Annotated in this window: 13 protein-coding genes; 6 read left to right on the plus strand and 7 right to left on the minus strand. The window is 44.1% G+C overall.

Going from position 1 to position 12,714, the window contains the following annotated elements:
• Nucleotides 1–254 precede the first annotated feature (254 nt).
• The 6 genes from EXN75_RS02325 to EXN75_RS02350 are packed head-to-tail and all read right to left on the minus strand — an operon-like array spanning nt 255 to nt 5,217.
• A complete protein-coding gene (locus tag EXN75_RS02325; RefSeq protein WP_134842637.1) occupies nt 255–1,787 on the minus strand; it encodes a Na+/H+ antiporter NhaC family protein in 1,533 nt (510 codons plus the stop codon).
• 45 nt (nt 1,788–1,832) lie between these two features.
• Nucleotides 1,833–3,080, minus strand: coding sequence for an MFS transporter (locus EXN75_RS02330; RefSeq protein WP_118115775.1), 1,248 nt, complete (start codon nt 3,078–3,080; stop codon nt 1,833–1,835).
• 52 nt (nt 3,081–3,132) lie between these two features.
• On the minus strand, nt 3,133–3,636 hold the full coding sequence (locus EXN75_RS02335; protein ID WP_134842638.1) for a methylated-DNA--[protein]-cysteine S-methyltransferase: 504 nt from the start codon (nt 3,634–3,636) through the stop codon (nt 3,133–3,135).
• Between the two features lie 27 nt (nt 3,637–3,663).
• Complete coding sequence (gene gloA2, locus EXN75_RS02340) at nt 3,664–4,050, minus strand: SMU1112c/YaeR family gloxylase I-like metalloprotein (protein ID WP_134842639.1); 387 nt, start codon at nt 4,048–4,050, stop codon at nt 3,664–3,666.
• Between the two features lie 41 nt (nt 4,051–4,091).
• A complete protein-coding gene (locus tag EXN75_RS02345; RefSeq protein WP_134842640.1) occupies nt 4,092–4,664 on the minus strand; it encodes a chromate transporter in 573 nt (190 codons plus the stop codon).
• Nucleotides 4,665–4,674: 10 nt separating this feature from the next.
• A complete protein-coding gene (locus EXN75_RS02350) occupies nt 4,675–5,217 on the minus strand; it encodes a chromate transporter (RefSeq protein WP_134842641.1) in 543 nt (180 codons plus the stop codon).
• A 164-nt stretch (nt 5,218–5,381) separates the two neighbouring features.
• On the opposite strand from EXN75_RS02350, the gene EXN75_RS02355 reads away from it, so the two are divergent.
• Genes EXN75_RS02355 through EXN75_RS02380 form a run of 6 tightly spaced genes read left to right on the plus strand, consistent with a single transcriptional unit; the run spans nt 5,382 to nt 11,298 of the window.
• On the plus strand, nt 5,382–6,680 hold the full coding sequence (locus EXN75_RS02355) for an MFS transporter (RefSeq protein WP_134842642.1): 1,299 nt from the start codon (nt 5,382–5,384) through the stop codon (nt 6,678–6,680).
• Between the two features lie 30 nt (nt 6,681–6,710).
• A complete protein-coding gene (locus EXN75_RS02360) occupies nt 6,711–7,262 on the plus strand; it encodes a bifunctional nuclease domain-containing protein (protein ID WP_118115763.1) in 552 nt (183 codons plus the stop codon).
• Complete coding sequence (locus EXN75_RS02365) at nt 7,259–7,984, plus strand: 16S rRNA (uracil(1498)-N(3))-methyltransferase (RefSeq protein ID WP_134842643.1); 726 nt, start codon at nt 7,259–7,261, stop codon at nt 7,982–7,984. Before EXN75_RS02360 ends, EXN75_RS02365 begins: the two co-directional genes overlap by 4 nt.
• 22 nt (nt 7,985–8,006) lie before the next feature.
• Complete coding sequence (locus tag EXN75_RS02370) at nt 8,007–9,383, plus strand: DUF4836 family protein (protein ID WP_408005915.1); 1,377 nt, start codon at nt 8,007–8,009, stop codon at nt 9,381–9,383.
• A gap of 55 nt (nt 9,384–9,438) precedes the next feature.
• Nucleotides 9,439–10,083: an ATP-binding cassette domain-containing protein gene (locus tag EXN75_RS02375; RefSeq protein ID WP_134842645.1), complete on the plus strand. Its 645-nt coding sequence runs from the start codon at nt 9,439–9,441 to the stop codon at nt 10,081–10,083.
• Nucleotides 10,084–10,098: 15 nt separating this feature from the next.
• Nucleotides 10,099–11,298, plus strand: coding sequence for a cell division FtsX domain-containing protein (locus tag EXN75_RS02380; RefSeq protein WP_134842646.1), 1,200 nt, complete (start codon nt 10,099–10,101; stop codon nt 11,296–11,298).
• Nucleotides 11,299–11,386: 88 nt separating this feature from the next.
• Here the strand turns inward: EXN75_RS02380 and EXN75_RS02385 are convergent, their stop codons facing one another.
• A complete protein-coding gene (locus tag EXN75_RS02385) occupies nt 11,387–12,709 on the minus strand; it encodes a serine hydrolase domain-containing protein (protein ID WP_134842647.1) in 1,323 nt (440 codons plus the stop codon).
• Nucleotides 12,710–12,714 lie beyond the last annotated feature (5 nt).

The following is a 12,714-nucleotide window of genomic DNA, read 5'->3' on the forward strand; positions in this document are numbered from 1 at the left end:
TAGACCCAACAACAAATATTGAGGGATGGAATGGAAAGGAGTCATGGACATTTAGAACAAAGAAAAACGCCCCTTCTGCAGATTTGTATCATAAAATAGTGGTAGTGGAGACTTCCCCACTCTGCAAAGGCTAAGTCTTGGTACGGAGAGGATACGGACTTGGTATGAAGGTGGTCTTGCTTCTTTTGTTTGGTTTCCTTTTGAATCATTTTTCAGTTTTATGAGTCTCCTATATCTATGAATCTCCTATATATTTAATGGATATCAGACTCTTCCGCTACAGATGCTTTGCTTTCCTTGGGTTGTGGTTTGGGTACGAAACCTAGAATGGCAACCAGACAACTCATCAAAGGACTGATGATATTGAAGAAACAGAAGGGGAGATAGATCAGAGTTGGGATTCCAAGAACCGTACTTTGCGTCATACCGCAGGCAGTCCATGGAACCAGTACGCTCGTCACGGTAGCACTATCCTCTGTACTTCGGCTTAAGAGTTCAGGTCGGTAACCTCGTTCTGCATACTCATCCTTGTAGATAGATGCATTCATGATGATACTCAGGAACTGGTCGCCCATAACGAGATTGAGCAACACACCCGATGCCACAGTACTGCATACAAGTGATATTGTGCTGTGTATGCTTTTCAGAAGCATGTGGGTGATAGCGTGAAGCATGCCGCTGGCTACCATACATGACCCGAAACACATGGCACAGAGGATGAGCCAGATGGTATTGAGCATGCCAGCCATGCCTCGGGTGGCAACAAGATTATTGATGTTCGCCATACCGCAATCTACCTGGGTATGGGTGTAGCAGGTGGTCATGATTCCCTCAAAGAGACTCTTGGCAGTGATGCTGTCTTCGTCAGCAATCTTTACCAGTACTTCCGGTTGGAGGGCGAGGGCACAGATGCATGCTGAAAGGGCTGAAAGAAGAAGTGTGATGAGAGAGGGGGTCTTGCGGTAGATGAGCCATCCTGTAAAAGCTGGAACGAGCATCGTAAGTAGGGAGATATTGAAACCATGACTCAGACCGGTAAGATACTGGCTAATATCCACAGGCTTGGAATCATAGCAGAGTCCGATGATGAGATAGAGTACCAGCGAGAGCAAGATGCTTGGTATGGTGGTATAGAGCATGTAGCGAATATGCGAGAAAAGATCGGCACCGGCTATGCTTGAAGCCAGGACCGTGGTATCGCTCATAGGTGAGAGCTTATCACCAAAATAGGCTCCCGAAATGATGGCTCCAGCGGTATATGGGGCTGGTATTCCCAGGGCATCACCGATTCCCATCAGGGCAATACCGATGGTGGCAATGGTGGTCCATGAGGTTCCCGTCATCACAGAAATAATGCTGGAGATGATGCATGCGCAGGGAAGGAAAAAGATTGGTGACATAATCTGTACGCCATAATATATCAATGTAGGTACTATGCCACTGATCATCCAGGTTGCTGACATCATTCCGATGAGCAGCAGGATCAGGATAGATACTCCGGCATCGCCCACCGTCTTTTTGATCATCTCTTCAAAGATATTCCATTTCATCCTATAGATGCCCATGCCGAGTGCCACACATACGGCAGTGGCTATCATAAGGGCCACCTGGGAGGCACCGGCCAGGGCATCGTCAGGGAAGAGTTTGACAACCAGGACGATGAGGGCGATAAGTACTGCCAGTGGTATGACAGAAATGAAAGGATGTGGACTAGCTGGCTGCTGCGGTGGGCAGGATGCCTGATTCTCTGCAGCTTGAGATTTCTGTTTCTTTTCTTCTTGTTCCATTTTTAATACTCTCTTATACAATTATTTAAAATCAAAGTCTTTCATTTACTTTGCGTTTTCATCAGTTTCTTTAACGCTTCTCTTCTGGGTATTCGGCAAGAATCCTGCTATGATGCCGAGCAATGGCAGGAAGGCACTCACCTGGAAGATAAACTCAATACTGGTCTTGTCGGCTAACCAGCCGAAGAAGGCTGAACCCAAACCTCCCAGTCCGAACATCAGTCCGAAGAAAATGCCTGCTATCAATCCCACTTTATCCGGCATTAGGTCGGTGGCATATACCACGATGGAAGAGAATGCCGATGCGATGATCAGTCCTGACATGAAGGTGCAGATGATGGTCCATGTGAAGTTCACAAAAGGCATGGCGATGGCAAAGGGTGCTGCTCCCAGAATGGAGAACCAGATGACATACTTCCTGCCAAACTTGTCACCCAGCATTCCTCCTGCCACCGTACCTATGGCAAAGGCGGCAAGGAATACGAAGAGGCACAACTGAGAGGTCTGTACTGATACCCCGAACTTATCCATCAGGAAGAAGGTGAAGTAACTCGTAATGCACGCCGTATAGAAATACTTGGAGAACACGAGCATGATGAGGATAAATAGTGCCCAATACTTCACCCTTTTAGAGATATGGTTATTAAGAAGGGGCTGTTTCTGCGGATGTTTTACCACGTAAGCCAATCGTGCTTTATACCAGACTCCCAATCTTACCATGATGATTGCGGCAAGCAGGGCTGCAAGGGCAAACAAGGAGATGGCATGCTGGCCGAAAGGCAGGATGATGATGGCTGCTAACAGTGGTCCTATTGCCGATCCGCCATTGCCGCCCACCTGGAAGATGGATTGTGCCAGACTCTTCTTACCTCCCGATGCCATCTGGGCCACTCTCGATGCTGTGGGATGAAACACGGACGACCCCAGGCCGACAACGCTCACTGCCAGGAGAATCAGGAAATAATTCTCGGCGAAAGCCAGCAGGAGCAGGCCCACCAATGTGAAGCACATGCCGATGGAGAGGGCATAGGGACGGGGATGCTTATCGGCATAAAGTCCTGTGAAAGGTTGCAAGATGGAAGATGTCATCTGGAAGACCAGTGTGATGATACCTATCTGTGCAAACGAGAAGTCGAACTTATCCTTCACGATCGGGTAGATGGAAGGAATGATCGACTGAATCATATCGTTCAGAAAATGGGAAACACTGCAGATGATGAGCATGGAATATACCGTGCCCTCTATCATCTTGGGATTACCCTTGATTTTATTACCTATTGACTTGATATTCATTTTGTTTTTTACAAATCTTATTGAATTTACAAATGATGGAATGCTTTTATGATTATTCTGTCTCCAGCTCCAGCAAAATTCTCTTAGCTTCCAGTCCTCCGGCAAAACCTGTCAGGGAACGGTTGCTGCCGATAACGCGATGGCAAGGAATAAGAATACTGATGCCATTGACTCCGATAGCTCCTGCTACGGCTCTGCTTCCCTTAGGATTGCCTATATTTTGAGCTATGTCCTTATAGCTTCTAGTTTCACCGTATGGTATTTCGAGCAATGCACTCCATACTTTTTTCTGGAAATCTGTTCCTACAGGATACAATGGAATTTCGAATGACCTGCGGGTGCCCAAAAAATATTCATCCAGTTGCAGCTTGGTCTGTTCCAGAACAAGGGATGTTTCAATCTTGAAATCTGCATTCATATACCTTGTAAGTCTATTTTTATTGTGCTCTGAACATGGCATTTTATTCCAATCACAAAGACACAAATCATCACCCACTGATGCCAGAATTAACTCTCCGCAGGGCGAGTTGTAATATTGGATGTTTATTTGCTGCATTTTTTCAAATACGATTAAACGGAATCTTTATTTTTCATACAGTTCTATCGGTAAACCATCTGGGTCATTGAAGAATACAAAACGCTTGCCTGTATATTCATCCGTGCGAATGGGTTCATGCACGATGCCTTTACTGTATAGTTCATCAATTGTCTCCAAAAGGTTATCTACCTCAAAAGCAAGATGGCGCAGACCGGCTGCTTCCGGATAGGAAGGACGTGCTGGTGGGTTAGGAAAGGAGAATAACTCGATGATATAGTTGTCATCAAGCCAGCAGTCAGCTTTCCAGGAGTCACGTTCCTTACGATAGTTTTCACTCATAATCTTCATTCCGAGCACATCTGTGTAGAAATGCTTGGATTTCGCATAGTCGGAACAAATCACGGCTACATGATGGATTTTGTTAAGCTTCATATTTCTTAAATATTTCTCATCGGTTTGTTTATCATGCTTTTCTATAATATGAATATTCCGATGAGTCCACAAAACAGCATGACTAAAATAGGATTCGTCTTCCTTACTTTTGTGAAATAAAAGGCGAAGGCAAAGAGGAGTATGCTGATGGTAAACTGGTATGGACTCTCCTCTGGCGAACCGAAATTCTCCTTGTTCATCAATAATACTGCTGCTGCGGCTATCAGACCTATAATGGCTGGACGGAGACCGCTGAAAATGTTCTGCACATCCTTGGAATCCTTGTGGCTCATTAAATACCGACTGATTAAAATCATGATGATAAAGGGTAACCACATGATTGAAAGGGAGGCTATGAATGAACCTATACAGGCTACCCAATGGGAATAGCCTGCATGAAGTACGGAGGTGTAACCTACATAAGTGGCACAGTTGATACCGATTGGTCCAGGTGTGGACTGGCTGATAGCTACGATGTCCGTGAACTCGGCATTCGTGAGCCAGTGATTTTTTACTACTGTCTCATTGTGGATGAGCGAAAGCATGGCATAGCCTCCGCCAAAATTGAATGTTCCTATCTTTGTGAACGTGAGAAATAAATCCAGAAAAATCATATTTGCTTTTTTATTTGTCCTTTTTGATGATTCTGCCATAAAGCCAACCGAGTACACCGGCAGCGATGATGATATAAATAGGGGATACGGCGAATATCGGCAATGCGATGAGCGCACAGCATACAATCGGTATCCAAAAATTGTACTTATTGATATTGGCTGTCTTTGCCATCTTGAAACAAGGTGCTGCTATCAGGGCTACTACAGCTGGTCTTACACCTGCAAAAAACTTAGCCACCCAGTAATTGTCCTTGAAATGCTGGAAGAACATAGCGATGATGAGGATGGCGATGATTGATGGCAAGGCTATACCGATGGCGCCCACGATGCCTCCCCATACTCCTTTTAATTTATATCCGATATGACTGGCCATGTCGATGGCAAATATTCCCGGAGTGGTCTGCGCTACTACCATGATGTCCATGAACTCCTGTTTGTCCATCCACTTGTTTTTATCCACAAACTCTCTCTCCATGATGGGGATCATGGCATAGCCTCCTCCCAAGGTGAAAGCCCCAATCTTGTTGCACGTCGCAAAAAAATTCAATAACATCTGTCTTTCTGTTTTAATTTGGCTGCAAAATTACACATAATTTGTTAAATATTGACCATAACTTCATGAGATTTTTTTATTTTCTTGTTTTATTTCAAGAATATTCATTATCTTTGCATTTTATAAAAACGCATTTTGAATTAAACTTAAAAAAATATAATAGCATGAATTTAAAAGTACGTTTGGCAGTGATGAACTTCTTAGAGTTTGCTGTCTGGGGAGCTTATCTTACTTCTATGGGTAATTATCTTGGCAAAGCTGGCATGGGTGCCGAAATTGCCTGGTTTTACGCTATTCAGGGAATAGTGTCTATCTTTATGCCTACCTTGATGGGTATTGTTGCTGATAAATGGATTCAGCCTCAACGCCTCCTCGGATATTGCCATCTCTTAGCAGGTTTTGGGATGTGTGCGCTCTTTGCTATGGGACAGGCTGCGGCTCAACCGGACGAGGTGCTCTTTATGTCTGTCTATACCTTCAGTGTGGCTTTCTATATGCCTACACTCGCACTGTCAAACACGGCTGCTTTCACCATTCTCAAGGATCATGGACTGGATACGGTGAAGGACTTCCCACCTATCCGTGTGTTCGGTACTGTCGGCTTCATCCTCATGATGTGGGTGGTGAATTGTGCGACATGGGAAGACGGTTCTTTCTCTTTCCTCCTTATAGAAAATGCAAATAAGTTCCAATATACGCATCTGCAGTTCCTCATGTCGGGATTGATGAGCTTTGTGCTTTTCCTCTATTGCTATTCCTTGCCTCAGTGTAAGATAGTCAGGAAGGAAAACCAGAGTATTGCGGAGATGTGGGGACTGGATGCCTTCAAACTGTTTAAGTCTAAGCAGATGGCGCTGTTCTTTATTTTCTCCTGCCTATTGGGCATGTCTCTGCAGGTGACCAATGGTTATGCTACTCCTTTTATTACCAGTTTCAAGGGAGATCCTGCCATGATAGATACGTTTGCTGCCAATAATGCTACTCTGTTGGTTTCTATATCTCAGGTGGCTGAGGCACTGTGTATCCTGCTGATTCCGTTCTTCCTGAAGCGTTTTGGTATCAAGGTGGTGATGTTGATAGCCATGTTTGCCTGGGTGCTCCGATTTGGATTCTTCGGATTGGGTAATCCTGCTTTCCCTGGTGTTATCCTCTTTGTGGCTTCCTGCGTCGTATATGGTGTGGCTTTCGACTTCTTCAATGTTTCGGGCGGCTTGTTTGTTGATCAGAAATGCGACCCGAAGATTAGGGCATCTGCTCAGGGACTGTTTATGCTGATGACGAATGGTCTGGGTGCTACGATCGGTACGCTGTTGGCTGGACAGGTGATCAATCATTATTGCCAGTTCAACGAACAGGGTTATCTGATGGGCGACTGGAGAAGTTGCTGGTTGATTTTTGCCGGTTATGCGCTTGTTGTAGCCGTACTCTTTGCTTTCTTGTTTAAACCCAAGAAGCTGAACTAATGTGTGATTTTTTATAGGAGATGATTATTTATGGACTCTTTATTATTAATTAAAAGTGTTTCCGAGATTTTGGGAATCAAGGATGTGGCTCTGGTGTCTTTGGTTAATGCTACAGAGACAAGACAGATTGTCGTTTCTTGTGAGCTGGAGATGCGTGATCTGATCATGAAGTATATGACGGATAGGCCTGAGACCCAGATGCTTTTCCCCAGTGTGGTGAATGATATCTTAGCTACGCGGGATAAGAGTTCGCTGGAGGTCAGGATCAATGGTGTCAAAGATGGTGTTTATCAAACTGAAATTTATGATCGGTTGACACAGAAGTCTTTCCCTATCAGATGTAGTGATGGAATTTTTATGTCTGTTGCCTGCAAGCTTCATATTTATGCTTCGGCAGAGGTGATGCGCCTTCATTCAATTCCTTACGTAACGGGTGCTACGAAGGTTGGACTTCCTTTATCCGTACTCTCTGAAAAGTTGCTCAAGAATTCTCTCCAGATGGCGATTGAGACTGAAAACTATGAGATGGCTTCCAATTTGCGGGATGAACTCAATAAAAGACATAAAGATAAGCACGAATGAAAGAGATAAGATATTTTTTTGTGCCTGATGCAGGCAAAGTGACTGAATTGCCTCAGGAGGAGGCTAAGCATGCACTGAAAGTGTTGCGCCTCACCTCGGGTGATGAGATAAATCTGATGGACGGCGAGGGGAACTTCTATCGTGCTGAAGTTAGCCTCGCCTCCAGCAAGCACTGTCTCTATCAGATATTGGAGACCTTCCCTCAACAGCCTGCCTGGAAGGGGAAGGTGCATCTGGCTATTGCGCCTACGAAGATGATGGACCGTATCGAATGGATGGCTGAAAAGGCTACGGAAATCGGTTTTGATGAACTCTCTTTCCTCTCTGCCAAATTTTCTGAGCGCAAGACTATTCGTGTGGACCGCATGGATAAAATTGTGGTTTCTGCCGTCAAGCAGAGTCATAAGGCTTGGAAACCTGTGGTGAATGAAATGATTCCTTTTAAGGAGTTTATAGCCCAGCCTCGCACGGGGAAAAAATATATCTGCCACTGCTATGAGGAGATAGACAAGGTGGACTTGTTTGCTGAACTCCAGAAGCCTTTCGATGATGAGGGGGATGTGACGATTCTCGTGGGTCCGGAGGGGGATTTCTCTATCGAAGAGGTGCAGTTGGCCTTGCAACATGGATATGTATCGGTGAGTCTTGGTACCAGCCGATTACGTACGGAGACCGCTGGTCTGATGGCTGTGGCTATGGCTAATTTGGCTCGACGCATTTAATTTAATTTATATAATGGAACTGATGAAAAAAATGAATATCAGCATGGCACTTGCCTGGCTGATTACGGGAATGGTATTTTTCTGTTCCTGTTCTGGGTCTGATTATATCAACGCTATTCCTGCCAACAGTTCTGCACTCATCTCCATTGATATGCAGAAAATGGCTGAGAGTAATCCGCAAGCCAGTAAGACTGGTGTATTGAAGTCTTTGCTTCATGTGGAGGATGTGACTGATTGTGGCATTGATGTTTCTGAAAAAATGTATCTCTTTGAGACTGTTGATGGGAACTTGGGACTTTGTGCAAAGGTTTCTGATGCTGCCGATTTGGAAGATTGGTTAAACCAATTATCGAAGGAACAGAAACTTTGCGAAAATGTAACTGAAAAGAAAGGCTTTCATTTTTCTGTGCTCAAGAATTCCTGGTTGGTAGGTTTCTCAGATCAGGCGCTCCTCATCATGGGACCTGTTGTTGCTGATGCTCAAGCTGAACTGCAACGCATGATGATCAAGTATCTGAAGGCTGACGAAGAACATGGCATCCAGTCTTCTCCGATGTTTGAACGTCTCGATTCAATCTCTTCTCCGATGGCATTAGTGGCTCAGGCTCAGGCTTTGCCAGAGAAGTTTGTGGCTCCTTTCACCTTGGGCGCTCCTAAGAATGCGGATGCTTCTCAAATCGTCATTGCTGCCGAAATGAATCTACAGAAGTGTATGCTCAGAATCAAAGGCGAGACTTTCTCTTTCAATCCTGATATCAATCAGGCTCTCCAGTCTGCGGTTGCTTCTTACCGTCCTATACAGGGCAAGTATCTGGAATCGATGCCTGATGATGCTACTGCTGGTATCTTCATGAATGTGGATGGTAAGAAATTTCTGCCGATGATGCAGACCAATAAGGGTATCCAACAGCTTTTACTTGGCATCAATGCGGCTATTGATATGGATAATATCATCAGGAGTGTGAATGGTGATATGGCTATCGTACTACCTTCTTTCTCTGATGCTAATCTGAAGATGACGATGGCTGCGCAATTGGCTCATTATCAGTGGTTGGCAGATGTAGATTACTGGAAAGAGTCATGTCCTAAGGGGGCTTCTATTGCCGACTGGGGGAAGAATGCCTATTATTACACGGATGGGAAAACGTCTTTCTATTTCGGTGTTAGCGATGACAAACAGTTCTTTAGCGGAAGTGACGAGCTGCTTGCTTCCTATGCCATCAAGCGTTCTAATCATCCGGTTTCTGCGGATATCAGAAAAGAAATCAAAGGGCAGAAGTTGGCGATGGTTATCAATCTCAACAAAACTGGTAACAGCGGTGATGCCATGGCGGCAGTTACTTCTCTGCTGAGTCCGATTTTCGGAAATCTCAATTCCGTTGTATATACATTGAAGTAATGGTAAACTAAGTTTTTAAAATATAAATAACTAAGTTTTTTAAATATATATCAAAGTGGAAACAATTCAGTTTCAATCTGTTCTCCCTCAGGTCTTTGCGCAGCGCAATGATCTTGATTCGGAGATATGGCAGCAGGATGTCTCTTTTGAGAAAGGGCATCTTTATCTTGTTGAAGCAGACAGCGGAAAGGGTAAGAGTACTTTCTGCAGTTATGTTTTGGGGTATCGTCACGACTATAGCGGAAGTGTGTTGTTTGACAAGGATGTGACCGCTCATTATCAGGTGAAAGATTGGGTAGAGGTAAGAAAGCGACATATCAGTCATCTCTTTCAGGAACTTCGTCTTTTCCCAGAACTCACGGCGATGGAGAATGTTGAAATCAAGAATAAAATCACAGGATTTCAGCAGAAAGATACCATCCTACAATGGTTTGAAAGATTGGGCATTGCTGATAAGGTGGATGCCAAGATAGGGCGTATGTCCTTTGGTCAGCAGCAGCGTGTGGCTATGATTCGTGCACTGTGTCAGCCTTTCGATTTTATCTTGGCTGATGAGCCTATCAGTCACCTGGATGATACCAATTCTCGCATCATGGGAAATATCATGATGGAAGAAGCGGGCAGACAGGGGGCTGGTGTCATCGTGACCAGTATCGGTAAGCACATGGATCTTGCCTACGAAAAGATTGTAAGATTATAGTTTAGTTTTGGTGTTATGAATTTAGTTTGGAAATTACTTAGGCAACATATCAGTATCTCGCAGTTTGCTGGTTTTGCTTTTGCCAATCTATTTGGTATGCTGATTGTTCTTTTCGGCTTTCAGTTTTATCAGGATGTCTTGCCTGTGTTCACCCAGCAAGATAGTTTTATGAAGGCTGATTATCTTATCATGAGTAAGAAAATCGGTATGGGGAATACGATCAGTGGTAGAACCAACAGTTTTGCGGGTAGTGAGATTGATGAGATTTCATCGCAGAAGTTTGTGAAGAAAATAGGTAAATTTACTTCTACTGAATACAAAGTGGATGCTTCTATGGGCGTGAACGGTGTGAATGTACTCAACTCAGAACTGTTCTTCGAGAGTGTTCCAGATGGTTTTGTGGATGTTCCTCTGAAAGACTGGAAATATGAGCCTGGGGCACATGAGGTTCCGATTATTCTGCCTCGTACCTATATTAATATGTATAATTTCGGTTTTGCCCAGAGTCATTCTCTCCCTAAAATCAGTGATGGACTGATGGGCATGATTGATTTTCAGATTTTCATTCAAGCAGGAGGTAAGAAGGAACAGTTTAAGGGTAAGGTGATCGGTTTCTCTTCCCGTCTGAATACAATCCTCGTTCCTCAGGCGTTTATGGACTGGAGTAATCAGGAATTTGCTCCCGATAATCATAGTGATCCTACTCGTTTGATTGTGGAGGTGGGAAATCCTGCGGATGAGAATATCAGTCAATATCTCGATAATCATGGTTATGAGGTGGAAACGGATAAGTTGGATGCTGAGAAGACTACCTATTTCCTCCGTATGATCGTGATGATGGTGATGGTCATCGGTTTGGTGATTTCAGCTTTGAGTTTTTATATTCTTATGCTGAGTATCTATCTGCTGGTTCAGAAAAACTCATCTAAGTTGGAAAATCTGCTGCTTATCGGCTATAGTCCTGCGCAGGTTTCAAAACCTTATCAGATATTGACCATGGGTCTGAATGTGGCTGTGCTGATAATAGCCTGGGTAGCTCTTTTCTTTATCCGCAACTATTATATGGATTTCATAGAGGCCTTGTATCCTGATATGGAGGATGGCAGTATGCTGCCTGCCTTCGGATTGGGATCGGTATTGTTTCTGATTGTTTCGCTGCTCAATATCGTGGCGATTCGCAGAAAGGTAGGGAATATCTGGAAAAGAAAAGAATAATTGTTTGATATTATTCATAGTACGGCAAAAAGAAAAGTCATTTGTCAAGTCCTCTTATGTAGGGCTTACAAATGACTTTTTTATTTTCTTATTTCTTCAAATGCGTAAACAGGTCTTTCTTTGGCATATCTGCCATGTATTTCTTTCTCAGTTTTTCGAAGAATGCCATGGAGTCATTGGAGAAACCATGTCCCTTCCAAGTGGAGGTGTTGGTGATCAGAATCCAGCATTGTCCATCAGGATATTTCAGGATGAGAGCAGATGTTCCTGATAGAGAACCTGTTCTGATCCAAGGTCTTCCCTTGGCAGTGAAATTCCAACCGATAGAGAAATTATGGTCTGGCTGTTCGCGTGTCATGAATTCTACGCTCTTCTTACTGAGAATGTCCTTGACGTGTGGCATTCCGTCGATACAAGCGATGAGTCTTGACAATTCTGCTGCCGAACCGCACCAGGCACCGGCACCTTCCAGTCTTGGAACATCGTTCTCTCCATAACAGCGAGGTACCATTCTGCCACTATTGTTGTATTCATATACATTTTCAGAACCCTGATGCATGTAATATTTCACCTCGTTAGGTCGGCGATCTTCGTAGTAGGTGCCTGCAATGTGCATATCATAGCAGCCAGCCGGATGCAATACATATTTCTGCATGAAATCGGCATATTTCATTCCTGATTTTTTTGCGATGATCTCTGATAGGAGCATATAGCCCAAATTGGAGTAGCATCTTCCTTCACCTGGCGTATATCCGAGTCGCCTTTTCAGTAGGATTTTCAGCAGTGTCTTATGGTCGGGTGGAGTAGTGAGGTGATTTTGCATGATAATGTATCTTGTAGAGAACATCGGGTCTCCTGCTCCGTTGGTAAAACCTGCATTGTGTCTGAGCAACTGTTCTACGGTTATATCGTAGTATCTGTTGTCCTTGATGCTGTTGTTGTAGGTCGTATCGTTGAGAATTCCTTTCGGACCAAAGACTTTGTCGCTCATCCTGACTTTCTTCATCTCCACCAATCTCATGACACCTACGGCTGTGATGAGTTTGGAAACAGATGCGAATCTCATCACCATATTGGGCTGCATCTGGATTCCTTTTTCTTTATCAGCATAGCCAAATCCTCGTGCATAGAGGAGGGAATCGTTGCGGGAAATGACGAGCTGCGCTCCATTGATTTCCCATCTTTTCAGATAACGTGCCACAAGAGAGTCAAACTCCTTGTATTCCTTCCCGTCTGACATCTTATTGTTTAATACCTCATTCAGATGTACGCTTGTTACAGAATCTTTCTTCTCTGTATCTGTACTTGAACACTTGCTGATGCATCCTCTCAGGCAGAAAGCGATGATGGTGAGTAGGATGAGCAGGAGTGCTGCTATTCTTTTTGTCTTCAGTCTTCTTCTTCTTTTCATTTTTC

This window comes from Segatella hominis (assembly GCF_004535825.1).
In the GTDB taxonomy this organism is placed as follows: Bacteria; Bacteroidota; Bacteroidia; order Bacteroidales; family Bacteroidaceae; genus Prevotella; species Prevotella hominis.

Excerpts from the sequence above, each read along its gene's own strand:
- EXN75_RS02325 (WP_134842637.1), bottom strand. The coding sequence starts at position 1,787 with ATGGAACAAGAAGAAAAGAAACAGAAATCTCAAGCTGCAGAGAATCAG.
- EXN75_RS02330 (WP_118115775.1), bottom strand. The coding sequence starts at position 3,080 with ATGAATATCAAGTCAATAGGTAATAAAATCAAGGGTAATCCCAAGATG.
- EXN75_RS02335 (WP_134842638.1), bottom strand. The coding sequence starts at position 3,636 with ATGCAGCAAATAAACATCCAATATTACAACTCGCCCTGCGGAGAGTTA.
- gloA2 (WP_134842639.1), bottom strand. The coding sequence starts at position 4,050 with ATGAAGCTTAACAAAATCCATCATGTAGCCGTGATTTGTTCCGACTAT.
- EXN75_RS02345 (WP_134842640.1), bottom strand. The coding sequence starts at position 4,664 with ATGATTTTTCTGGATTTATTTCTCACGTTCACAAAGATAGGAACATTC.
- EXN75_RS02350 (WP_134842641.1), bottom strand. The coding sequence starts at position 5,217 with ATGTTATTGAATTTTTTTGCGACGTGCAACAAGATTGGGGCTTTCACC.
- EXN75_RS02355 (WP_134842642.1), top strand. The coding sequence starts at position 5,382 with ATGAATTTAAAAGTACGTTTGGCAGTGATGAACTTCTTAGAGTTTGCT.
- EXN75_RS02360 (WP_118115763.1), top strand. The coding sequence starts at position 6,711 with ATGGACTCTTTATTATTAATTAAAAGTGTTTCCGAGATTTTGGGAATC.
- EXN75_RS02365 (WP_134842643.1), top strand. The coding sequence starts at position 7,259 with ATGAAAGAGATAAGATATTTTTTTGTGCCTGATGCAGGCAAAGTGACT.
- EXN75_RS02370 (WP_408005915.1), top strand. The coding sequence starts at position 8,007 with ATGAAAAAAATGAATATCAGCATGGCACTTGCCTGGCTGATTACGGGA.
- EXN75_RS02380 (WP_134842646.1), top strand. The coding sequence starts at position 10,099 with ATGAATTTAGTTTGGAAATTACTTAGGCAACATATCAGTATCTCGCAG.
- EXN75_RS02385 (WP_134842647.1), bottom strand. The coding sequence starts at position 12,709 with ATGAAAAGAAGAAGAAGACTGAAGACAAAAAGAATAGCAGCACTCCTG.